This window comes from Erythrobacter sp. NE805 (genome assembly GCF_046452355.1).
Lineage (GTDB): Bacteria > Pseudomonadota > Alphaproteobacteria > Sphingomonadales > Sphingomonadaceae > Erythrobacter.
In genome coordinates this window covers 117,475-139,686 of sequence record NZ_JBKFDI010000005.1, presented here as the reverse complement: position 1 = coordinate 139,686, position 22,212 = coordinate 117,475, and the positions used below count along the sequence as shown (strand labels likewise).

General features: G+C 73.3%; 18 protein-coding genes. 13 read left to right on the top strand and 5 right to left on the bottom strand.

Going from position 1 to position 22,212, the window contains the following annotated elements; translation table 11 throughout:
* Window positions 1-10 precede the first annotated feature (10 nt).
* Window positions 11-1,282, top strand: coding sequence for an outer membrane beta-barrel protein (locus ACLBKU_RS16655; RefSeq protein WP_410180690.1), 1,272 nt, complete (start codon window positions 11-13; stop codon window positions 1,280-1,282).
* Between the two features lie 6 nt (window positions 1,283-1,288).
* Here ACLBKU_RS16655 and ACLBKU_RS16650 read toward each other — a convergent pair whose 3' ends face one another.
* The gene (locus tag ACLBKU_RS16650; protein WP_410180689.1) at window positions 1,289-3,586 is read right to left on the bottom strand and encodes a GumC family protein; all 2,298 of its coding nucleotides are present in this window, start codon (window positions 3,584-3,586) and stop codon (window positions 1,289-1,291) included.
* A gap of 251 nt (window positions 3,587-3,837) precedes the next feature.
* On the opposite strand from ACLBKU_RS16650, the gene ACLBKU_RS16645 reads away from it, so the two are divergent.
* Window positions 3,838-4,956: a glycosyltransferase gene (locus ACLBKU_RS16645; RefSeq protein WP_410180688.1), complete on the top strand. Its 1,119-nt coding sequence runs from the start codon at window positions 3,838-3,840 to the stop codon at window positions 4,954-4,956.
* Window positions 4,956-5,957, top strand: coding sequence for a glycosyltransferase family 2 protein (locus ACLBKU_RS16640; RefSeq protein WP_410180687.1), 1,002 nt, complete (start codon window positions 4,956-4,958; stop codon window positions 5,955-5,957). The genes ACLBKU_RS16645 and ACLBKU_RS16640 overlap by 1 nt, the downstream gene beginning before the upstream one ends.
* Here the strand turns inward: ACLBKU_RS16640 and ACLBKU_RS16635 are convergent.
* Complete coding sequence (locus tag ACLBKU_RS16635) at window positions 5,876-7,186, bottom strand: glycosyltransferase (protein ID WP_410180686.1); 1,311 nt, start codon at window positions 7,184-7,186, stop codon at window positions 5,876-5,878. The genes ACLBKU_RS16640 and ACLBKU_RS16635 overlap by 82 nt on opposite strands.
* Window positions 7,183-8,598, bottom strand: a complete 1,416-nt coding sequence (locus tag ACLBKU_RS16630; protein WP_410180685.1) for a glycosyltransferase family 2 protein — start codon at window positions 8,596-8,598, stop codon at window positions 7,183-7,185. Before ACLBKU_RS16630 ends, ACLBKU_RS16635 begins: the two co-directional genes overlap by 4 nt.
* Before the next feature lie 164 nt (window positions 8,599-8,762).
* On the opposite strand from ACLBKU_RS16630, the gene ACLBKU_RS16625 reads away from it, so the two are divergent.
* The 4 genes from ACLBKU_RS16625 to ACLBKU_RS16610 all read left to right on the top strand — a co-directional run bounded on the left by ACLBKU_RS16625 (window position 8,763) and on the right by ACLBKU_RS16610 (window position 12,901).
* Complete coding sequence (locus ACLBKU_RS16625) at window positions 8,763-9,764, top strand: glycosyltransferase family 2 protein (protein WP_410180684.1); 1,002 nt, start codon at window positions 8,763-8,765, stop codon at window positions 9,762-9,764.
* 111 nt (window positions 9,765-9,875) lie between these two features.
* Window positions 9,876-11,189 carry an O-antigen ligase family protein gene (locus tag ACLBKU_RS16620; protein ID WP_410180683.1) on the top strand — a complete coding sequence of 438 codons (1,314 nt, stop codon included), beginning with the start codon at window positions 9,876-9,878 and terminating at the stop codon, window positions 11,187-11,189.
* Entirely contained in the window at window positions 11,189-11,764 is a 576-nt protein-coding gene (locus ACLBKU_RS16615) for a polysaccharide biosynthesis/export family protein (protein WP_410180682.1), read from the top strand. Before ACLBKU_RS16620 ends, ACLBKU_RS16615 begins: the two co-directional genes overlap by 1 nt.
* Before the next feature lie 27 nt (window positions 11,765-11,791).
* Window positions 11,792-12,901 carry a glycosyltransferase gene (locus ACLBKU_RS16610; RefSeq protein ID WP_410180681.1) on the top strand — a complete coding sequence of 370 codons (1,110 nt, stop codon included), beginning with the start codon at window positions 11,792-11,794 and terminating at the stop codon, window positions 12,899-12,901.
* On the opposite strand, the gene ACLBKU_RS16605 is transcribed toward ACLBKU_RS16610, so the two are convergent.
* The gene (locus ACLBKU_RS16605) at window positions 12,856-14,103 is read right to left on the bottom strand and encodes a glycosyltransferase family 2 protein (protein WP_410180680.1); all 1,248 of its coding nucleotides are present in this window, start codon (window positions 14,101-14,103) and stop codon (window positions 12,856-12,858) included. The two genes, ACLBKU_RS16610 and ACLBKU_RS16605, sit on opposite strands and share 46 nt — an antisense overlap.
* Before the next feature lie 183 nt (window positions 14,104-14,286).
* On the opposite strand from ACLBKU_RS16605, the gene ACLBKU_RS16600 reads away from it, so the two are divergent.
* From ACLBKU_RS16600 to ACLBKU_RS16585, 4 genes are all read left to right on the top strand, one after another.
* Window positions 14,287-15,468 carry a hypothetical protein gene (locus ACLBKU_RS16600; protein WP_410180679.1) on the top strand — a complete coding sequence of 394 codons (1,182 nt, stop codon included), beginning with the start codon at window positions 14,287-14,289 and terminating at the stop codon, window positions 15,466-15,468.
* 48 nt (window positions 15,469-15,516) lie between these two features.
* The gene (locus ACLBKU_RS16595; protein WP_410180678.1) at window positions 15,517-17,301 is read left to right on the top strand and encodes an ABC transporter ATP-binding protein; all 1,785 of its coding nucleotides are present in this window, start codon (window positions 15,517-15,519) and stop codon (window positions 17,299-17,301) included.
* A 183-nt stretch (window positions 17,302-17,484) separates the two neighbouring features.
* Entirely contained in the window at window positions 17,485-18,507 is a 1,023-nt protein-coding gene (locus ACLBKU_RS16590; RefSeq protein ID WP_410180677.1) for a cell wall hydrolase, read from the top strand.
* Window positions 18,504-19,001 carry a Rap1a/Tai family immunity protein gene (locus tag ACLBKU_RS16585; RefSeq protein WP_410180676.1) on the top strand — a complete coding sequence of 166 codons (498 nt, stop codon included), beginning with the start codon at window positions 18,504-18,506 and terminating at the stop codon, window positions 18,999-19,001. Before ACLBKU_RS16590 ends, ACLBKU_RS16585 begins: the two co-directional genes overlap by 4 nt.
* Here ACLBKU_RS16585 and ACLBKU_RS16580 read toward each other — a convergent pair.
* Window positions 18,998-19,207, bottom strand: coding sequence for a hypothetical protein (locus ACLBKU_RS16580; protein WP_410180675.1), 210 nt, complete (start codon window positions 19,205-19,207; stop codon window positions 18,998-19,000). The genes ACLBKU_RS16585 and ACLBKU_RS16580 overlap by 4 nt on opposite strands.
* Window positions 19,208-19,450: 243 nt before the next feature.
* Here ACLBKU_RS16580 and ACLBKU_RS16575 point away from each other — a divergent pair, with 243 nt between their 5' ends.
* Both ACLBKU_RS16575 and ACLBKU_RS16570 read left to right on the top strand, forming a co-directional pair.
* Entirely contained in the window at window positions 19,451-20,125 is a 675-nt protein-coding gene (locus ACLBKU_RS16575) for a sugar transferase (protein ID WP_410180674.1), read from the top strand.
* A gap of 285 nt (window positions 20,126-20,410) precedes the next feature.
* Window positions 20,411-22,195, top strand: coding sequence for a DEAD/DEAH box helicase (locus ACLBKU_RS16570; RefSeq protein ID WP_410180673.1), 1,785 nt, complete (start codon window positions 20,411-20,413; stop codon window positions 22,193-22,195).
* The last annotated feature ends 17 nt before the right edge of the window (window positions 22,196-22,212 follow it).

Sequence of the window (22,212 nt, the reverse complement as noted above, 5' to 3'; positions counted from 1 at the left end):
GCGAGCACGCATGCAGCGCATCGTCCGGGCGACCGGCCTCGTCAGCCTCGCCGCCCTGCTCGTCGCGGGCACCGCCGTGCGCGCGCAGAATTCGACCTCGAGCGCGCCCGGCGCCCTCCCCGCCCCCTCCGACCGCCGGCTCGAGGACTACGAGCCGGTCGGCGGGCGGATCGGGAGCTTCTTCATCTTCCCCAGCGCCGAGGCCCGGCTGGAATATGACGACAACATCCTCGCCCTGCCCGACAACGGCGCGGGCGACTTCGAGCTGACGGCGCGGGGCGCGGTCAAGATCCGCTCGGTCTGGCAGCGCCACAGCATCGAGGCCGACGCCTATATCCAGCAGAGCTTCCACGAGCGCTTCACCACCGAGGACACGCTTCAGGGCGGCGCGCGGGTGCAGGGTCGGCTCGATGTGGACCGCGATACCTCGGTGCGCATGGTCGCCTCACTGGATGCGCTCGCCGAGGACCGCGCCAACATCACCAGCGCCGCGCAGGCGCGCGAGCCGACCCGCTTCCGCCGCGCCGACGTGCTGCTCTCGGGCGCGCGCGACTTCGGGCGGCTCCAGCTGATCGGCGATGCGCAGGTGGTGCTGCTCGACTTCGACGACGCGGTCACCGCGAGCGGCGCGGTGCTCGACCAGTCGTTCCGAAACTCGGTCTACACGCGCGGCTCGCTACAGGGGCTGATCGAACTCTCCCCCCGCGTCTCGGGCCTCGTGCGCGGCCAGATCGACCGGCTGAACTACACCGAGAACGCCGCTTCCACCTTCGACCGCGACACCACCGGCTACGCGATCGAGGCGGGCGCGCGGGTCGAGCTCACCAACCTCCTGTTCGGCGAACTGCGCGCCGGCATCCTCCACCGTTCGATCGACGATCCGGGCACCAAAGGGCTCACCGGCCTCAGCTTCGGGGCGAACCTCACCTGGAACATCACGCCGCTCACCACCTTGCGCCTCTTCGCCGACCGGCAGGTCGAGGAAGGCGGCTCGCAGCTCGTCAGCGGCAACATCCGCAGCCAGGCACGGCTGGAGGCCGAGCACGAGCTGCTGCGCAACCTCCTCCTTGAAGCGCGCGCGGGGTTTGCGCGGATCGACACCGTCGGCCAGATCGACACCAGCGCGGACGAATACAACCTGATGGTCGGCGGCACCTGGAAGGTGAACCGCAACCTCAGGGTCTTCGCCCGCGCCGACCGTTTCCAGCGCTTTGCCGACGAGGGCTTCTTCCGCGAATTCACCCGCAACCGGGTGAGCGTGGGCGTCAGGCTGGAGTTCTGATCCGTCTCAATCGACGTAGTAGCCCGCGAACTTGTCCTGGTAGGAATAGACGTCCTGCTGGCCGGTGCTGCCATACTGGCGCACGTCGACGCGGGTGAGCGCGACGCCCGCCACCACCGCGTCCGAGGCGAGCAACAGGTCGGCGGCGGTCTCGGCGGCCTTGATCGAGGTGTCGCGCCAGCGGGCGAGCATCACCGTGCTCTCGACCCCGGCGGCGATCAGCCGCGTCTCGGCAACGCCGAGCACCGGGGCGGTGTCGATCACCACCATCTCGAACTGCATCGCGAGCTCGGCGAGCATTTCGGCGAGCGGCACCTGGACGAACAGCTCGCGCGCGGCGCCCTCGGCGCGGCGCGAGCCGAGCACTGCGAGCCCCGTCGCCTCCTCCACCGCGAGCGCGCGGGCGAGCGGGACCTCGCGGCGCAGGTATTGGCCGAACCCGTCCCAACCCTCGGGCAGCAGCGCCTCGCTCACCGCGCGGCGGCGGCTGTCGCAATCGACCAGCACCGTGCGCACGCCCGAATCCGCGAGCAGGCGCGCAAGGCAGATCGCGGTCGTCGACTTGCCCTCGCGCGGCAGGGCCGAGGTGATCGCGAGGCTGCGCGGCGCGCCGCCCGGTTGCAGCAGGATCGCGTTCTTCAATGCGCGCACCGCCTCGGTGAACTTCGACTGCGGGTGGGCGAGGAGGTATTGCTCGGGCAGCTCGCCGCGGATCTTGCGGCCCGTCGTTGTCCCCAGCTCGGGCACCGCGCCGAGATAGGCAAGCCCGAGCCGCTTCTCGACATCCGCGCGGGTGCGGATCCGCGCGTCGAGATATTCCGCCGCCGCAATCGCCGCGAGGCCGAGGATGATCGCCAGCGCAAGCCCTCCCGCCGCTGCGAGCGGATAGCTGGGCGAGGAGGGCAGAACCGGCACCCGGGCGAGCGTCTCGATCGAGGCATCGGGGCGGATCAGCCCGGCCTGCGCCTCGACGTCCTGCGCGCGGGCGAGGAAGGTGTCGTAGATCTGCCGCGCCGCCTTGGCATCGCGTTCGAGCTGGAGGAAGCCCGCCTGCGCGGCGTTGTTCGATGCGAGCGACCCGCGCGCGCGGCCCTGGCTCGCCTCGAGCGATTGCAGCCGCGAGCGGGCCGCCTGGACGTCGGCCTCGAGCGAGGAGAGCACGCGGTCGATCTGCTGCTGGACCTGCGCCCGGACGTCGGCAAGGTCGGCCTTGGCGCGGATCAGCTCGGGGTGCTGGGGGCCGAGCCGCGCCGAAAGCCGCGCGACCTCGCCGGCGAGCTCCGCCTCGCGGGCGCGCAGCGCGGCGACCGTGCCCGAATTGAGCGCCGCCGGCACGTCCGCCCCGCCCCCGCTGCGCCCGCCCACGCGGCTGCGCGCGGCGGCGAGCTGGCCTTCCTTCTCGGCAAGCTGCGCACGCGCCGAGGCGATCTCCTGGTTGAGGGTCGAGACTTCCTGTTCCGCCATCGTCGCGCCCTCGGCGCTCATGAGGCCGTTGCGGATCATGTAGTTCTGGAGCGCGGCGTCGGCCTCGGAGGCCTTGCGGCGCAGCTCGACGAGGCGGGTCTGGAGGAACGCCTGCGCGCCTTTCGAGGTGCTCGACTTCATCTCCTGCTGCTGGGCGAGATATTGCCGGGCATATTCGTTGGCGAGCGCGGCGGCGAGCCTGGGGCTCTCGGCGCGCGCGGTGATGTCGATGAGATAGGTGAGGCCCGAGCGGCGGATCTCCATGCGCTGGAGCACCGCGCCCGCGAGCGGGTGGGTGCCCGGCTCCGCGCGGCCGACGCCGGCATCGCGCTGCGCGGCGCGGGCATAGCGCGCGAACTCGGGCCACTGCTCGAGCTTCAGCGCCTCGGCGACCCGCCCGGCGAGGCGGCGCGAGGAGAGGATCTCGACCTCGGTGTCGATGACGTTGGTCTCGTCGGGCAGCGCCGGGGCGACCGCCTTGCTCTCGAGCACCTCGGGCTGGCGCGGCTCGATGAGGACGCTCGCCGAGGCGGAATAGAGCACCGGCTGCGAGAGGGTGAAGAGGGCGACCAGCCCGAGCACCGCGGCGACCACCGCGAGGAACAGGCCGAGGCGGCGGCGGAACACCAGCCAGAGCATCCCGGGATCGGGAAGGAAGGGCGCCGCGCCTCCGCCGCCGGGCGCGCCGTAGCCGCCCCCGCCGCCGCCATCGCTCCCGCCGCCGCCGGGCCCGCGCGGTTCGCTGCGGGGCAGCGCGGCGGCGTCGGCGCGCGGCACCGCGAGCCCCGGGGCGTGCGGTTCGGCATTGTCGTGCACGAGGCGGTCTGCTCGGGTCGCCAAGGGCGTCTCCCCCAATCCGATGGGCAAGTGAAGAGGGACCAGCCCCGCGGGGCCGGCAAGTCCGTGGCATGACCTGCCCCCCGTCATCTGATGCAGCCATAACCTGCTTTGCCAACCCCGGTGGAGCGGCAGCGGCGCTTTGATCGAGGTGAGCAAAGCACGTGAATTTGCGCAGCCGCGGCTTGCGGCATGGAGCGCCGCCAAGGGGCCCTTGCGGCGTGGCCCCGGGGCAACAAGGGCGCACACCTCCCATGACGACGACGACGAGCACGATCGCCTATCTCGTCCACGATCTCGGCGATGCCGCAGTGGCGCGGCGCATCGAGGGGCTGAGCGCCGGGGGCGCGCGGGTCGCGCTCGCCGGCTTCTACCGCCGCGCCGCGCCCGCGAGCGTCGCCGGTGCGCCCGCGCTGGCGATGGGGCGCAGCCACGACGCGCGGCTCGCCCGGCGCGCGGGCCTCGTGCTGCGCCGGCTGGTCGCGCCGGGCCGCGCCAGGGCGCTGGTGCGGCGCGCGGACATCGTCGTCGCCCGCAATCTCGAGATGCTGGTGATCGCCGCCAGGCTCGCCCGGCCGGGGCAGAGCCTCGTCTACGAGTGCCTCGACATTCACAGGAAGCTGCTCGGGACCGGCCTTGTCTCGCGGGCGCTGCGCTGGCTCGAGCGGCGGCTGCTCGCCCGCACCGCGCGGGTGATCGTCTCCTCCCCCGCCTTCGAGCGCGACTATTTCCGCGGGCTCCAGAACTATGCAGGGCCCGTCGACCTGATCGAGAACAAGGTCAGCGCCCTGCCCGAAGCCCCCGCGGCCTCGCCCGCGCCGCCCGAGAGCGGCCCCTGGACGATCGGCTGGTTCGGAATGCTGCGCTGCCGCCGCAGCCTCGCGATCCTCGCCCGGCTCGCCGCACGCTCGCAAGGGCGCATCCGGGTGCTGGTCGCGGGCATCCCCTCGCCCGACATCTTCCCCGACCTTCCCGCCGAGATCAGCAAGCTCCCCCATGTCGAATATGCCGGCCCCTACCGCCCCGCCGACCTGCCGCGCCTCTACGGGCGCGTCCATTTCGCGTGGTGCATCGACTATTTCGAGGAGGGGCTGAACTCGGCCTGGCTGCTCCCCAACCGCCTCTACGAGAGCCTCGCCCACGGCGTCGTGCCGGTCGCGCTCGCCGGGGTCGAGACCGGGCGCTGGCTCGAAGCGGCGGGCGTCGGCCTGCGGCTCGCCGAAGGCGAGGCGCTGGGCGCGGCGCTCGAGCGGCTGACGCCCGAGGCCTATGCCGCCCTCAGCGAGGCCGCGCGCGCGGTGCCGCGCGAGCGCATCGCCTTCTCCCCCGACGAGCACCGCGAGCTGGTGCGCCAGCTGGAGACCATCGCCTGATGCGCGTGCTGACCGTCATCCCCTGCCTCGATGAGGCCGCGCATATCGGCACGCTGCTGGAATGCCTGCTCGGCGATCCGGCGAACGAGCGCATCGTCGTCGCCGACGGGGGGAGCACCGACGGCACCCGCGATCTGGTCCGCGCCATCGCCGCGCGCGCGCCGCGGGTGGTGCTGCTCGACAACCCGCAGCGCATCCAGAGCGCCGGGGTGAACCGCGCGGTGGCGCGCTTCGGCGGCGGGACGACGTGGCTCGCGCGGGTCGATGCCCATGCGCTCTACCCGGCGGACTACGTCTCGCGCCTCGTCGCCACCGCCGAGGCCGAGCAGGTCGACGCGGTGGTGGTGGGGATGGTCACCCGCGCCCGGCACGGCTTCGCGCGCGGGGTTGCCGCGGCGCAGAACTCGCGGCTCGGCACCGGGGGCGCAGCGCACAGGACGGGGGCGAAGGCGGGGCTCGTCGATCACGGCCACCATGCCCTGATGCGCATTTCGGCCTTCACCGGCGCGGGCGGCTATTGCGAGACCATGCCCTGCAACGAGGATGCCGAGCTCGACCTCAGGATGGCGGCGAAGGGCGCGCGCATCTGGCTCGCGCCCGACATCCTGGTGACCTACTTTCCACGCGGGACCGCCCGCGGGCTGTGGCGGCAATATTTCCGCTACGGCGCAGGCCGCGCGACCACGGTGCGCCGTCACCGCAGCCGCTTGCGGCTGCGGCAGGCGCTTCCGCTCGGAATCGCGCCGGCCTGCGTGCTCGCACTGGGCGCCCCCTTCGCGCCGCTGCTGGCGCTCCCGGCGGCGAGCTGGGCGCTGCTGTGCCAAGCCTGGGGCCTCGGCCTTGCGCTGCGCGAGAGGCGCGCCGACGTCGCATGGGCCGGGACGGCGGCGATGATCATGCACCTCGGCTGGAGCGCGGGCTACTGGAAGCAGGAGATCTCCGCGCGCATCTCGGGCGGCAGGAGCATCCCCGCCCCGGCCCTCCCCTTCGCCGCGTCCTGAGCCCAGGCGCGCAAGGACCCGTGCGCGCCGGCGCGGGCGAAATGCGCCTCCACGACCGCACGCGCCCGCCGGGTCAGCAGGTCGCGCAGTTCGCTGTCGCGCTGGAGCGCAAGGATCGCCGCGGCGAAGCTCGCCGCGTCCTCGGCGACCATCACCGCCGGCGCGCATTCGCGCTCGACCCCCTGCAAGGTCACCGGGCTCGCCACCACCGGCTTGCCCCAGGCGAGCGCCTCGACGAGCTTGATCTTGAGCCCCGAGCCGAAGCGCAGCGGCGAGACCACGATCCCGGCGCGGCGGTAGAAGGGCGCAAGGTCAGGGACGAGGCCGTGGAGCGTCACGCCGCCCGGCACCCGCGCCCGCTCGAAGTCGGCGGCGACGGTGCCGACCACATCGAGGCGGCTGGTTGGCGCAACCTCGCGGACCTGCGGCCACACGCGCTCGAGGAACCACGCCAGCCCGTCGGTGTTGGGCGCGGTGCGGCTGCCGACGAACAGCAGCTGGCCGGGCGCGGCTGGCGGACCGGCGGGCTCGACCTCGCGGGTGCCGGGGGCGAGGATCACCCGCGCGCGCGGCAGGGCGCGGGCGACGAAGTCCGCCTCCTCCTGCTGGATCGCGATCACCGTTCCCGCCCGGCCGAGCAGCGCCACCTCGGCCTCGCGGGTGAGCGCCGCGACGCTGTCCCGCTCCGCCCCCGCGCCCGATCCGCTGCGGCGGTGGAAGAGATCGTGCATGACGATCGCGCAGCGCTCGCGCGGGGTGCCGAGGAAGGCGAAGGCCTCGGACTGGAAGGCGTAGTCGGCGATCACGAGGTCGTGCGGGCCGACCTCGCACTGCGCGAGCCAGGCGCGGTCGTCGCTCTCCCAGGCGGCGGCGATGGCATAGGGGCGCGGGCGGTCCTCGGTCCACTTGCCCTTGAGGCCGATGCGCCGCGCGAGGCTCTGCACCACGCCCCAGGCCGCATCGCGCCACACGCCCGGGTCGCGCGAGACGAACCAGCGCCCGAGCCGCGCGACGCCCCTGATGCGGTGCTCGGCGAAGACTGCGGTCTCGGGCCGCGCGCGATAGAAGGGCACGCGGCCCATCACGCCCGGCGCAGGTTGCAGCAGCACCGGCGCGAGCCCCGCCTCGGCGAGCGAGCGGGCGATGTCGATAAGGTAGGCGGAGCTGCCGTTGGTCGCCCCGATCAGGCGCTGGCGGCTGACGATGATCGCCCGCGGTGCTCCGCTCATGCGGCGATACCGCGCCGCGGCGGCCGCGCCCGCTCGCGCCAGGCGAGGCCGTGGTCGGCGAGCGCCTGCCCGGGGATGAGGCCGAGGAGCTCGCCGCAGGTCTCGGCCGCGATGGTGTGCTGGACCAGCGGATGCGCGGTGCCTGCCGCCGCGACAAAGGGCACCCCGTCGCCGATCGCGTGCGCGGCGGCATCCGCAAGAGCTTCCTCGGCGAGCAGCACCATCGCCGCGCCCTGCCCGGCACGCGCGGTGGCGAGCGGGTCGGCGAGCTGCGCCCGCGTCAGGCGCTTCAGGGGCACCCCGCTCGCCTTGACCAGCGCCGCGGCGAGCGCGACCTCGGAGCCGGGGCGCTCCTCGCCGCAGACCAGCACGTGCGGCCCCTCGCCCGCCGAGGAGGGAGCGGTGTCGCTCGGCCGGCGCGCGGCGGCGGCGCGGCGTGCCAGCCCCTCGCGGACGGATTGCCACAAGAGCCCCGCCGCGCGCGGACGGCGCGCCAGGGCAGCGATGGCCTTGCCCGCAGCCCGCGACTTGAGGTGCGCGACCGCCTCGCAATGCGCGAGCGTGTCCTCGAGGCTCGCGAGCCGCTCCGCCCGCGCCCGCGCCAGCGCCGGATCGCGCCCGGCATCCTCGGCGATGCGGTCGCGCTCGGCGGCAATCAGCGCGGTGAGGTCCTCGGGCGTCCAGCGGAACGAGGTCGAGGCGGCGTGGCGGCGGTAGTAATAGGTCGGCTCGGGCCGCCAGGCATAGGTCAGCCCCGCCGCCAGCGCGCGCTCGACGAGGTCCCAGTCCTCGCCGATCCTCAGGCGCAGGTCGTAGTGGAGGCCGTGCCGGCGCAGCGCGTCGAGGCGGAACAGCGGCTTCAGATAGCCGAGCTGCACCGCCTCGCGCCCGAGCCGGCCGCTGGCGACGAAGTCGGCATGGCCGATCATCCGCTCGGCGCTCCACTTGAGGCCGGACGCGAACAGGCTCGCCGGCGCCTCGCGCGAGAAGGCGATCATGTTCGCCGCCGCAATGTCCGCCCCGGTGCGCCTCGCGAGATCGAGCAGGTGCTCGGCATGGCGCGGGTGGAGGATATCGTCGGCGTCGAGCACCGCCGCATAGGGCGCCGCCGCCGCCGCGACCGAGAGGTTCCTGACCGCCGCCAGCCCCTTGCCGTGGCCGCGCACCGGGATCACCCGGGGGTCTTCCTCGGCATGGCGGCGGATGATCTCGCCGGTCGCGTCGGTCGAGCGGTCGTCGACGACCACGATCTCGATCGCCTCCAATGTCTGCCGCCGCGCCGAGGTCAGCGCCGCGTCGATATGCTCCGCGGCATTGCGCGCCACCATCAGCAGCGAGACGAGCGGCTCGACGGGCCCGAACAGGGGCGTGGGCAAGGGCGAAAGCTCGGGCGGCGTCGGGGTTGCGGCCATGGGCGCGGGGTATCCTGGGATGCCGGGAACGGACGAACGGCATTGCGCCGATGCCGTAGGCCGATCACCCGAGGCGCGACCTTAACAGGGTTAGTTCACTGCGGGCCGCCTGCCGCTATCCACCGCGCCACCTCCACAGACCACGGCAAGGGGCGGCATTCGGCATGAACGACGAGATCTGCGTGATCGTCGCGGCGATGAACGCGGAACGCACGGTCGCGCGCGCGGTCGCCTCGGCGCTGCGCGAGGAGGCGGTGCGCGAGGTGGTGGTGGTCGACGACGCATCCGAGGACGCGACCGCGCACGAGGCGTGGGGAGCGGACGACGGCAGCGGCCGGCTCAAGGTGCTGCGCGCGCAGAAGAACCTCGGCCCCGCCGCCGCGCGCAACCTCGCGATTGCGCGCTCGCGCGCGCCGCGCATCGCGATCCTCGATGCCGACGACGTGATCCTCCCCGGCCGCTTCGCCGCGCTCGCCGATGCGGCGGGCGACTGGGACATGTCGGCCGACAACATGATGTTCGTGAGCGAAGAGCAGGCCGAGGCCTATACCCACCTCGCCGCCTTCGCCACCGGGGGCATCGCCGAGCGGATGAGCTTCGCGCGTTTCGTCGCGGCCAACATCTCGCAGGCCGGACGCCCGCGCGGGGAGCTCGGCTTCCTCAAGCCGGTGATGCGCCGCGCCTTCCTCGACCGTCACGGCCTGCGCTACGACCCCAGCCTCCGGCTCGGCGAGGACTTCGACCTCTATGCCCGGATGCTGCTCGCGGGCGCGCGGTTCCGGCTGGTCGCGGCCTGCGGCTACCTCGCGATCGAGCGTGCGGATTCGCTGAGCGCGCGCCATGCCGCCGCCGATCTCGCCGCGCTGGTCGAGGCGGACGACCGGATGCTCGCCGGCCACCTGTCGCCCGACGAGCGCGAGGTGCTCCTCCAGCACCGGACCCAATGCGCGCAGCGCTGGCACCACCGGCACTTCCTCGACGCCAAGCAGAAGAGCGGCCTCGTGCGCGCGCTCTACGAGAACCGCGACCGGCCGCGGCTGCTGCTCGACGCAGGCCTCGGCGTCGCGCGCGACAAGCTCGCGCTGCTGCGCCCGGCGCGCCTGCCGGGAAAGAGCGACGCGGCGGGCGAGCCGCGCTTCCTGATCGCCCCCTCCCCGGTTCCCTGAGCAGCCGCAGGGCCTGCGGCAGGTTGCTGATCTGTGTGGGCGACCGGGTGGGGCCTATCGGCAATTCTCTGCGCCGAACCCGAGCAGCCAGCAGCAGCGAAAGCGAGAGCCTTGCCCGCCACCGCCCGAACCCGCGCGGCTCACCCCCGGCTTGAGCCCTTCGGTTTCGAGCGCCTGCCGGTGTTCGGCCTCATAGTGGCGATGATCGTCGCGCTCGCGGCGCCCGCCTTCGGCCCGCTGGCGAGCCTCGTGCAGCTGCTCGCCCTCGGCGCGATCCTCGCGATGCGCTGGCGGAGCCTGCCGGGCTGGCTGCTGCCCGCGCTGCCCTTCCTGCTGCTGCCGCTCTTCGCCGCCGCCTCGGCCTTGTGGTCGGAGGTGCCGGGGGTCTCGGCGCGGTACGGGGTGCAGCTGCTGGTCACCGTGGTGGCGGGGGTGGTGCTGGGCCGGGCTTTGGCCTTGCGGGACCTGGTGCTGGCGGTGTTCGTCGGCCTCGCCATCGCCTGCCTGCTCGGCCTTGCGAGCGGGCGGATGGGCGCGTCCGACGCCGGGCCGGTGATGATCGGCTTCGCGGGCTCCAAAAACCAGATGGGCTATATCGCGCTGTTCTGGATGGCGGCGGCGCTGTGCGTGGCGGCATCGGCGACCTATCGCCCCCTCGCGCGAATCCTCGCCGCGCTGGCGGTGGTGCCCGCGGTGTTCCTCACCGTGCAGGTGGATTCGGCGACCGCGCTCGTCTCCGCGGTGCTGCTCGCGGCGCTCCTCGCGGTGCTCGCGGTGGCGGCGTGGCTAGGGCGCGGCGGCAGGCTCTTCGCGCTCGGCGCGGGCGCGCTGCTGGCGATCCCGGCGGTGCTCGCCCTGCCGCTGATCGAGCGTCAGGCGGCGATCCTCCAGACCGACGTGCTCGGCAAGGACGAGCGCCTCACCGGCCGCACCCTGCTGTGGGAGGAGGCCGACCGCCTGATCGCGCAAAGGCCCGTGATCGGCCACGGCTACAAGGCGATCTGGCTCGGCCCCGCCGGCAAGGGCCTGCTCGCGCGCAACAGGCAGCGCGACGGGCGGGCGTTCCACTTCCACGACACCGCGCGCGAGATCATGGCCGACCTCGGCATCATCGGCCTCGTGCTGTTCCTCGTCCCGCTCGGCCTCGTCGCCCTGCGGACGGCGGTGCTGCTGATCGCCGCGGTCGACGCCCCGCGCGCCTTTGCCGCGGCGAGCCTGTTCCTGATCCTGCTGCGGCTGCGCACCGAGCTCGTGATCGCGCCCTTCATGCTCGACACCGTGCTGCTCTACGCCGTCTTGGCGGCGCTCGCGGCGATGCCGCTGGGCGAGCGGGCCCCGCTGCCCGCCCGCCGGGCTTTGCGCCCGATGCGCCGCGCGCCGCAGCATCGCCGCCCTCTCCCGCAACCGCAAAGGAACCCCGCCTGATGACGCGCCTTCCCGCCCTCCTCGCCGCCCTGATGCTGATGCTGCTCGCCGCGTGCGGCGGAGGCGGCTATGGCGGCGATGCGCCCGCCGCGCGCCTCCCCCCGACCGCGGCGCCCTACACGCTCGGGCCGGGCGACAAGCTGCGCATCACCGTGTTCGGCGAGGAGACGCTGACCGGCGAATACGGCGTCACCGGCGCGGGCGACGTGTCCTTCCCGCTGGTCGGCAACATCCCCGTCGCCGGACGCACCGTCGAGGACCTCCAGACCGAGCTCACCGCGAAGCTCGGTGCGGGCTATCTCGAGGACCCCCGGGTCAGCGCCGAGATCATCAACTACCGCCCCTATTACATCCTCGGCGAGGTCACGCGGCCCGGGCAATACGACTTCGCGGTCGGCCTGACGATCGAGCAGGCGGTCGCCGCGGCGGGGGGCTTCACCTACCGCGCCAACGCCAAGCGGGTGTTCCTGAAACGCGCCACCGAGACCCGCGAGCGGCTCATCGACCTGCGCGAGACCCCCTCCTTCCCGGTCCGCCCCGGCGACACCATCCGGGTCGGCGAACGCTTCTTCTGACCTTCTCCAGCGCGGGAGCCCGGGGCCTTGCGGATCCTTCTCTATGCCAATGCCGACGCCGCCGAGGCGGGGGGCGTGCAGGCGGTGATGCGCGGCCTCGCCGCCGCGCTCGCCGCGCGCGGGCACCGCGTTGCGACCGGCTGGGCGGCGCGCAGCGCCCCGCCGCGCGCGGGCGGCGAGGACGGCTGGGCCGAGGCCTTCCACCTGCGCCGCCGCGACGGCGGGCGCCGGCTCGGCCTCGGCACGGCGCTGCGCCTCGCCGTCCGGCTGCTGCGCGAGCGGCCGCAAGTGGTGAACATCCACTACGCTTCGCCTTCGACGCTCTACTTCCTGGCCTTCGCCCGGCTGCTCGGGATCCGCGTGGTCGTGACCTGCCACGGCAGCGACGTGCTGCGTCCCCTGCCCGAGGACGCGCCCTTCCTCGGCGAGGTGATCGGCGAGGCCGACGCGGTGACGGTGGTCTCGGACGAGATCGCCGCGCGCCTCGCCGCAGAGGGCCTCGCCCCGCGCAGCGCGCCGCGGGTGATCGCCAACGGCATCGACACGCAATTCTGGGCCCCGCCCCAGACCCACCGCGAGCGGAGGGGCGCACTCCCCACCCTCGTCGCGGTCGGGCGGCTCGAGGAGGTAAAGGGCTTCGACATCCTGCTCGAGGCCTGCGCCATCCTCGCCGCCCGGGGCGCGCCCGCGCGGCTGGTGCTGGTCGGCGAGGGCTCGCAAGGCCCCGCGCTCAGGGCGCAGGCCGCGCGGCTCGGGATCGCGGCTGAGGTCGACTTCGCCGGGCGCCTGCCCCCCGAGGCGATCCGCGCGCAGCTCCACGCCGCCGAGCTCTTCGTGCTGTCCTCGCGCAGCGAGGGGATGCCGCTCGCGCTGATGGAGGCGATGGCGAGCGGCGCCGCCTGTGTCGCGGCCGATGTCGGCGGCGTCGCGCGCACCGCCGGCGGCGCGGCGCGGCTGGTGCCGCCCGGCGACCCCGCAGCGCTCGCCGCGGCGATCGCCAGCCTGATTGCTGACGAGGGCGCGCGCGCCGCCCTCGGCGAGCAGGCCCGCGCGCGCGCGCGCGCCTTCTCCGCCGAAGCGGCGCACGCGGCCTACGAGGCGGTGATCGCCGAAGTCGTCCGGGGCAGGCGCGCGTAACGCTCCAGACGCCCGCTCGCCGCGCCCAGCAGCGCGGCGCTCCCGAGCGCGCGGCGCGCCCAGATGAGCAGCCGCAGCGCATCGCCCCACCGCCCGCTGCCGACCGTCTCGCGCATCCGCCACACCAGCTGGCGCGCCATCGCGCGGCGCAGCGGCAGCGGCAGGCCGAGCGCGGCGAGCGGCGCGGGATCGTGGCTCGAATCGAGGATCTCGCCGATCCCGTAGCGCGCGCCCAGCAACTCGCCCGCGATTGCGAGCTCGCGCGCCGTCGGCGGCGCGTCCCCGAGCAGCGCGGCATAGCGCGCGAGGTGGCGCTCGGCGCGCTCGTGGACCTTGCGCATGAACAGGATCACCGCGCGGGTGAGCACCGCGAGGCGCTCGGCCTCGGCCCCCGCCGCCGCGTCGTCGAAGGGCGCGAAGTCCGCGTCTTCCCAGCGGTCGTCGATCTCGGCGAAGATCGCGCGCTCGGCCTCGATCCAGCCGGCGACCGTGTCCTTCGCGACCACGGTTCCCGAGGTCGTGACCCGCGCCGCGACATGCTTCCGCTGGTAGAGCGTCACCGCCCCGGCGAAGACCCCGGGCGCGCCGCGCGCGATCCTGAGGATCATCTCGTAGTCCTGCCCGCGCGGCAGGTCGGTGCGGTAGGGCCCGGCGGCGAGTTGCACCTCGCGCCGGACCATCCAGGCGGGATTGGGGAGGAAGCAGCACTGCATCAGCTGGACGAGCAGCCGCCGCGCCCCCGGCTCGGGAAGCGGCTCGAAATCGGTGCTCATCGGCGCGGCCTCGCCCGGCCCGGTGAAGCGCGCGAAGCGTCCGTAGGAGAAGCCGGACCCGGGCGCTTCCCGCAGCGCCGCGACATGGGCCGCGAGCGCGCCCTCGGGAAGCAGGTCGTCGTCGTCGAGCACCAGCAGCAGATCGCCCGTCGCCGCCGCGATCCCGCGGTTCATCGCCGCCGACTTGCCGGCCTTCTCCTGCCGCAGGTAGCTGACCGGCGCACCGATCGCGCGCACGACCTCGGGCGTGGCGTCGCTCGACCCGTCATCGACGACGATCACCTCGTGCGGAGCGTGCGACTGCCCCAGCGCCGAGGCGATGCTCTCGCCGATCAGGTGGGCGCGGTTGTGCGTGGGCATCACGATCGATACCCGTTCGCCCCGCGGACGCCCGTTCCAGACGGGCTGCCCCGATGCCGTTTTGCTCATGGGTGCCTCTGTGTGCGCGACCGGCGACGGCGTCCCTAACCTGCTTAGTGGTGAGGCGGGCGCGAAGCCCTCATTTGCTTTTCGCAGTCACAGCACGAACCGCCGATCCTCTCCCGGCGGAGACTTCGCGTTGCGCTTGAGCCGCTGTCGCCCGCGTTTCATCCCCAGGGGAAGGGAGTACCCATGACGACAATTGTCAAGGCGGCGCCGCGCGGCGCAGGCCCGGGGCTGGCCAAGCTGCGCGTGCTGGTCATCCTGCCCGATCCCGCCGCGCTCGGCGAACCGGCGATCCGCACCGAGATCGCCGCGCTCGAGGCGGGCCACGAGGTCGCGGTGCTCACCCGCTCGGCCCCTGCGCCGAAGGCCGATCCCGACACCGAATTCGCCCGCGTCCTCGCCGAGGTCGCGGCCTTTGCGCCCGAGGTGCTCCACGCCCACGGACTCGGGCAATCGGGCTTCGTCACGCGGCTCGCCGCGGCGGCGGACCTGCCCTTCACGCTGCGCGCCCATGCCCGCGACTGTGCGCCGCTGCGCCCGCCGAGGATGGGCGAGCGGATGCTGCGGCTGCTGCGCCGGGTGCCCGCGCCGCCGCCGTCGCAGGACCTCGCCGCGGCGCTCAGGGCGACCGCGGACGAGCGCTGCCTCGGCCTTCTGGCGCTGCCCTTCGCGCGGCCCTGGCTGCTGCGCGCAGGCGTGGTCGAGGGCAAGCTCGTCGATTGCTTCCCGGCATTGGATTTCGCCGCCTTCCACGACCTTAGCCCGAACGGGGAGGCGGTGATGCACATCGGCGCAGGCGGCGGATCGAAGCCGGTGCCCGACATCCTGCGGCTCGCCGCCAAGGTGCCGGGGCGCAGCTTCACCCACTACGGCGAGGTCAACGCGGCACGCGCAATGCAGCTCGCCGCCGGGCTCGCGATTGCCGGCCCGGTCGCGCCCGAGGCGATGCCGGCCGAATACAAGAAGCACCGCTGGCTGGTGCATACCGGCGACGCCGACAGCGCGGTCCACGATTGGCCGCTCGCCATCGCCGAGGCCCAGGCCGCGGGCGTCGGGGTGTGCCTGCCCAATTCCCGCCCCGACCTCCTGCGTTTCGTCGGCGAGGGCGCGGGGATCCTCTACGAGACCATCGACGAGCTGCCCGCGATCGTCTCCGGCCCGCTCCCCGAGGAGATGCGCGAGCGCGGCTTCGCGCAGGCGCGCAAGTCCGACATCGCCGCGCACCTCCCCCTGCTCACCGACCTGTGGGCCGACGCCCTCGCCGGGCGCGCGCCCCGGCCCGAACCTGTGCAGGCCGCCGCCGTGCCCGAGAGCGCCGCCCCGCGCCCGCTGCCGAGCCCCGCCCCCGGCCTCGCCTCGACCGCCTGACCTGCGCCCCTCCTCATCCTCCCCTCACGCGAGACTGACCCCGCCATCATGCCCAAGACCCTCCAGGATCTCCTCTCGCTCCTCTCCCCGCGCGAGCGCTTCAAGGCCGCGGTGCTGTTCGGCATGATGCTGGTCGGCGCCGCGCTCGAGATCGCGGGGCTCGCCGCGGTGCCCGCCTTCGTCAGCGCGGTGGTGGACCGCGAGGCGATGAACGGCCTGCCCGGGATCGGGCCGGTGCTGGGGCGGCTCACCGCGGGCCTCAGCGACAGCGAGCTGGTGCTGTGGGGCGCGGGCCTGCTGCTCGCGGTGTTCGGGATCAAGAACGGCTTCCTCGCGCTCAACTACTGGGCGCAGATCCGCTACGTCTCGCATCGCCGCCTGTCGATCTCCGGCCGGCTGATGCGCGCCTACATGGCCGCGCCCTACCCCTTCTTCCTCGAGCGCAACCGCTCCGAGCTGCTGCGCAACGTCGACAGCGAGGTGCAGACGGTGTGCTACAACGTCATCAGCACCGCCTTGGAGCTGTGCACCCGGGCGATCGTCTCGGTCGCGGTGCTCGGCTTCCTCCTGTTCGTAGAGCCGGTCATCACCCTCGCCTGGATCGTGTTCCTCGGGGTGATCGCCTTCGTGGCCCTCAAGGGCGTGACCGGGCGGCTGCGACGCTACGGCCTCGTCCAGCAGCAACACCGCAAGGTCTTCAACCAGAACCTCATGCAGGCCTTCGGCGGGATCAAGGAGATCCGCACGCTGGGGCGCGAGGAGTTCTTCACCGGCAAGGTGATGGGCGCGGTCGACCAGGTCACGCGGGCGAACGGCTTCAAGATGTTCATCATGCGCCTCATCCCCCCGGCCTCGGAGATGGTGGCGATGACCGGCCTCCTCGCGCTCGCCTGCGGGCTGGTGCTGCAGGGGCGCACCACCGAGAGCATCCTCGTCACGCTCTCGCTGTTCGTGGTCGGCCTCGTGCGCCTTCGCGAGGCTTCGAGCGCGGCGCTCAACCAGTTCGCGGACCTGCGCTACAGCCTCGTCGCGGTCGAGCCGATCGTGCGTGACTTGAGGCTGCTCGGCGACGCGCCGCTCCCCGCCCCGGCGCGCGAGGGCGCGCGCCCGCAGCGGGTGATCGCGCTCTCGGACGTGTGGCACCGCTATGCCGAGGCGCCGGACTATGCCTTGAAGGGCATCGACATCGAGATCCCCGTCGGCACCGCGGTCGGCCTCGTCGGCAGCACCGGGGCGGGCAAGTCGACCGTCGTCGACGTGCTGCTCGGCCTGCTCTCGCCAGAGCGCGGCGGGCTGGTGGTCGACGGCGAGCGGCTCGAGGGCGAGGCCTTGCGCGACTGGCGCAGCCAGGTCGGCTACGTGCCGCAGTCGATCTACCTCCTCGACGACACCATCCGCCGCAACATCGCGCTCGGCATCGAGGACCGCGACATCGACGAGGGCAAGCTCGACCAGGCGATCCGCCTCGCCCAGCTCGGCCGCTTCATCGACCGCCAGCCCGAAGGGCTCGACACCGTCGTCGGCGAGAGCGGGGTGCGCATCTCGGGCGGCGAGCGCCAGCGCATCGGCATCGCCCGCGCGCTCTACCACGATCCGGCGATCCTGATCCTCGACGAGGCCACCAGCGCGCTCGACAACACCACCGAACGCGCTGTCATCGAGGCGGTCGAGGGGATGAAGGGCACCCGCACCGTGGTGATGATCGCGCACCGCCTCTCGACCGTGCGCGGCTGCGAGACGCTCTACTACCTCAAGGAGGGCCGGGTCGAGGGCACGGGCGACTACGACAGCCTGAGGAGCGGCCACCGCGAATTCCGCGAGATGGCGGCGTGAGGCTCCCGCCTCGTCGCGCGGGCGAGGCGCTCTCCCGCTAATCCAACCCATTTAAGCGCACCTCGGGGCCTCCCCCGGCAGAGCCACGCGCGAGCGACGAGCGGCAAGGTCCCGCGCGCGCCCTTGTGCGCCTTCGGACCGCTCGCCCGATCCACTTTCGAGCCGAGGAGCGAGCGACACGCCATGCCAGACGCGCCGAATGCCCCGGGCTTTGCCTATCGCGCGCCGGTCTGCCACGGCGCGCGGCGCCGCCGCCTGACGCCGCTGCGCTGGGCGGGGGCGCTGTCCGCCGCGGTGCTGCTCGCGGTGCCGGTCGTGCCCTTCGAGCATGGCGACCCGGTCAGCGCCGCCGCCGGGATTCGCTTCCGCGCGCTCACCCCCGGCACCCCCGCGTCGCTCCAGGGCGAGGTGATCCCCACCGCGCTTGTCACCGGCGCCGCCCCGCCAGCCTTCGTGGCCGACTTCAAAGACGCCGCGAGCGCGCTGCGCGCCGAGCGCTGCCTCACCGAGGCGATCTACTACGAGGGCGCGATGGAGCCCGAGGCCGGCCAGCGCGCCATCGCGCAGGTGGTGCTCAACCGGGTGCGACACCCGGCGTGGCCCAACACGGTGTGCGGCGTGGTGTTCCAGGGGCAGGAGCGCGTCACCGGCTGCCAGTTCACCTTCACCTGCGACGGCGCCCGGGGACGCGCGCCGGTCCCGGGCCTGTGGCTGCGCGCGCGCCGGATCGCGAAGGAGGCGCTCGCCGGCGCGGTCGCACCCGAGGTCGGCTTCGCGACGCACTACCATGCCGATTACGTGCTGCCCTATTGGAGCGCCTCGCTCGCGCCCGAGGGCCGCATCGGACGGCACCTCTTCTACCGCTGGCGCGGCGGGGCGGGCGAGGCCCCCGCCTTCGCGATGCCCTATGCGGGCCGCGAGCCGGCGATCCCGGTGTGGACCGCGCGCCCGGTGATGCCCGCGGACCCGCTCGCCCCGCCGCCGGGCGAGGCGCAGCTGGTGATCGCCGCCGCGACCGCGAATGCGCCCGCGATCCGCACCTTGAGCGCTCCGCGCGCCGCGCCGCTCGGCCTCGCGCGGCCCGCGCGGGAGAGCACCGCCGCGCTGGACGCGCCCCTGCCCGCGGCCGCCCCGGCTCCCGCCGCCGCGCCCGCCTTCAAGGCCCGCCCGCTGACCCTCGCCCGGAAGGCCGACGGACCCGCATGAGAGGGAGACCCCAGGCGGCGCTGATGCTCCTCGCCGGGACGAGCCTCGCGCTGCTCGCGCCGACGGGACTTGCGGCGCAGACACAAGCGCCGCCGTCGCCAGCCCTCGATCAACCCGCCGAGGACGACGCCGTCGCCGGCTTCCAGTCGGCGGGCGACCTCTTGCACAAGTGCCGCCAGAGCTCGAGCTATGCGAAGAACTTCTGCTTTGCCTATCTCGCTGCGGTCGCCGATGCGACGCGCGCCTACACGGTGTGGATCGGCGCGGGCGACACCTGCCTGCCGGCGCGGCTGACGATGGGCAAGCTCGCCGACACCTTCGAAGCCTATCTCATCGCCAATCCCTCGCAGACCGAGGCGCAGGCCGCCTCGGTAATCGTCGCGAGCCTGCAGGAGAGCTATCCCTGCCCCAAGGCGCCGCCCCAGCCTCGGGTGGTCGTGCCGGACTTCGCCGCGCCCCCCGCGGTCGCCGCCACGGCGCCGCCGCGCCGCTAGAGCAGGGCGCGGCCCGCGAAGTAGATCCCGGCCCACAGCATCACGGGCAGGACGAACATCAGCGCGAGGCGCAAGGGGCGCGGGAACTTCTCCTGCTGGCGCCGCCGCACCCTCACCCGGCGCTTGCGGAGCTGCGGCGCGGCCTCGTCGGCATCGGCAGGGTGCCGGATGCGAAGCTCCTCCTGAGCATCTTCCTGGGTCACCATCTGCTGCCTCCCGTCGCGCCCCGCGCAGCCTGCCTCCGCGACCAGTCGTGGCTCCCCCGCCATGACCCACCAGCCGCTCTCAAGGTGTTGTTAACTTACTCTAAGGCTGCCCCGGAGGCCACCCCATATCACACCTACGCGCGGGCGGAGGGCTCGGCAACCAATCCGACGTCTACAAGGCTGTCACAAGGGCCGTCTCACCGGGGATCGTGTTAATCCGGCCACATGAGGGGTGCGAGCACCGTGTATATCGACCCGAAGAATCCGTTCCGGACCGACACCGCCGCCAAGACGCCGGGCCTCCTGGCACGCGCCACCCTGTCGCGGGCGCTCGACATCGTGATCGCCGCGCTCGCGCTGGCGTTCTTCCTGCCGCTGTTCGCGGTGACCGCGATTGCGATCAAGCTCACCGACCCCGGCCCGGTATTGTTCGGCCACCGCCGCATCGGCCTCGGCGGCAAGAGTTTCCGGTGCTGGAAGTTCCGCAGCATGGTGGTCGACGCCGAGGCACGGCTTGCCAACATCCTCGCGAACGATCCCGAGGCGGCGCGCGAATGGGCCGAGCAGCAGAAGCTGACCGACGATCCGCGGGTGACGCGGCTCGGCAACTTCCTGCGCCGCTCGAGCCTCGACGAGCTTCCGCAGCTCTGGAACGTGCTGGTCGGCGAAATGAGCATCGTCGGCCCGCGCCCGATCGTCGAGACCGAGGCCGCGCGCTACGGTCCGCATTTCGCGCTCTACTGCCTGGTGCGCCCCGGTATCACCGGGTTGTGGCAGATCTCCGGCCGCAGCGACATCCACTACTTCGAGCGGGTGCTGCTCGACGTGCGCTACGTGAGCAGCCGCACGACCTGGCGCGACCTCAGGATCATCGTGCTGACCGTGCCGAGCGTGCTCGCGGCGCGCGGGTCGCGCTAGATTCCTCCGGACCGGGCCCAGACCCCGCCCATACCCCCTCCACACCCCCTTTAGCCCCCCGCCAGCCCTTGCTTGCTGGGGGGTTTTTGAGGATGTTTCACGTGGAAGCGAAGCTCTGCACAGCAGAAACATCGCCCTGCGGCACTTTGCGCGCGCTTTTCGGGCCGTTTGCGGCTATGGGCCCGGCCTCGACCCCGCGGCCCCGCACCGGCCCCGCTTCTTCCTCCCCCCCGCGCCCTGCCCCGCCCCCCGCCCGGCGAGCCGTTCCCGACGAGTTTCCACCCAATGACCTTCCCCGCCCTGCCCGCCACCATCGCCGCCGCCCTCGAGGCGCGCGGCTATGCCAGTGCCACCCCCGTCCAGGCCGAGGTGCTGCGCCCCGAGGCCGCGGGCCGCGACCTCGTCGTCTCGGCCCAGACCGGCTCGGGCAAGACCGTCGCCTTCGGCCTCGCGATGGCGGGGCAAGTGCTTGACGATGCAGGACGAATCGGCTTCGTCGAGGCGCCGCGCGCGCTGGTCGTCACGCCGACCCGCGAGCTGGCGCTCCAGGTCAGCCGCGAGCTCGCATGGCTCTACGAGCGCACCGGCGCGCGGGTTGCGACCTGTGTCGGCGGCATGAACCCCTCGGCCGAGCGCAAGGTGCTTGGGTCGGGCCCGGCGATCGTCGTCGGCACCCCCGGCCGCCTGCGCGACCATTTCGAGCGCGGCGCCCTCGATCTCTCCCAGCTCGCGGTGGCGGTGCTCGACGAAGCCGACGAGATGCTCGACATGGGCTTCCGCGAGGAGCTCGAGGCGATCCTCGACGCGACGCCAGAAACGCGCCGTACCCTGTTGTTTTCGGCGACAATGCCGCGCCCGATCGAGGCGCTCGCGCGGCGCTATCAGACGGGCGCCCTGCGCATCGCCACGATCGGCGAGGGCGAACGCGGCCACGGCGACATCGCCTACCAGGCGGTGACCGTCTCCCCGCCCGAGGTCGAGAACGCGGCGGTGAACCTGCTGCGCTTCCACGAGGCCGAGACCGCGATCCTGTTCTGCGCCACCCGCGAGAAGGTGCGCCACCTCCACGCGACCTTGCAGGAGCGCGGCTTTGCGGTGGTGGCGCTGTCGGGCGAGCACTCGCAATCCGAGCGCAATCAGGCGCTTCAGGCGCTGCGCGACGGGCGGGCGCGGGTCTGCGTCGCGACGGACGTCGCCGCGCGCGGGATCGACCTGCCGACGCTGAGCCTCGTCGTCCATGCCGAGATTCCGCGCGATGCCGAGACCTTGCAGCACCGCTCGGGCCGGACGGGCCGCGCAGGGCGCAAGGGCATCGCGGTGCTGATCGTGCCCTTCCCCGCCCGCCGCAGGGTCGAGGCGATGCTCCACCGCGCGCAGATCGCCGCGGAGTGGCAGGAGGTGCCCGACCGCGAGACGATTGCGAAGAAGGACCGCGAGCGGCTGCTCGGCAGGCTCCTTGCGCCGACCGACTTCGACGAGGCCGACCGCGAGCTCGCCCGCCAGCTCCTCGCCGAGCGTTCCCCCGAGGACATCGCCGCGATGCTCGTCCACGCCCACCGCGCGCGCCTGCCCGAGCCCGAGGAGATCGTCGCCCATTCGCGCGAGGCGCAGAAGGAACGCCACCGCCCCGGCTTCGAGGATACGGTGTGGTTCCGGATGGACATCGGCCGCCGCGAAGGCGCCGACCCGCGCTGGATTCTCCCGCTGATCTGCCGCCGCGGCCATGTCACCCGCGGCGAAATCGGCGCAATCCGCATCGGCCAGGCCGAGACCTGGTTCCAGATCCCCCGCGCCCTCGCCGACAAATACGCCGCCACCGCCGCGCGCACGGGCCAGAGCGAGGACGACGAGGAGCCGCTGAGGATCGAGCGCTCCGAAGCGGGCCCGCGCGAGGCGGCGCGCAGCAACCGCCAGCTGCGCCCCTCGCGCAGTGCCGACAAGCCTCACGTCAAGGCCAAGCCCCCGCAGCGCAAGTTCAATAACGGCAACGTGCAGGCAAACCGCCCGCCCCAGCCCGGCGCCGGCAAGAAGCCTGCGCACAAGAGCAAGCGGAAATTCAAGCACTCCTGACGGGGCTTGGGCGGCCC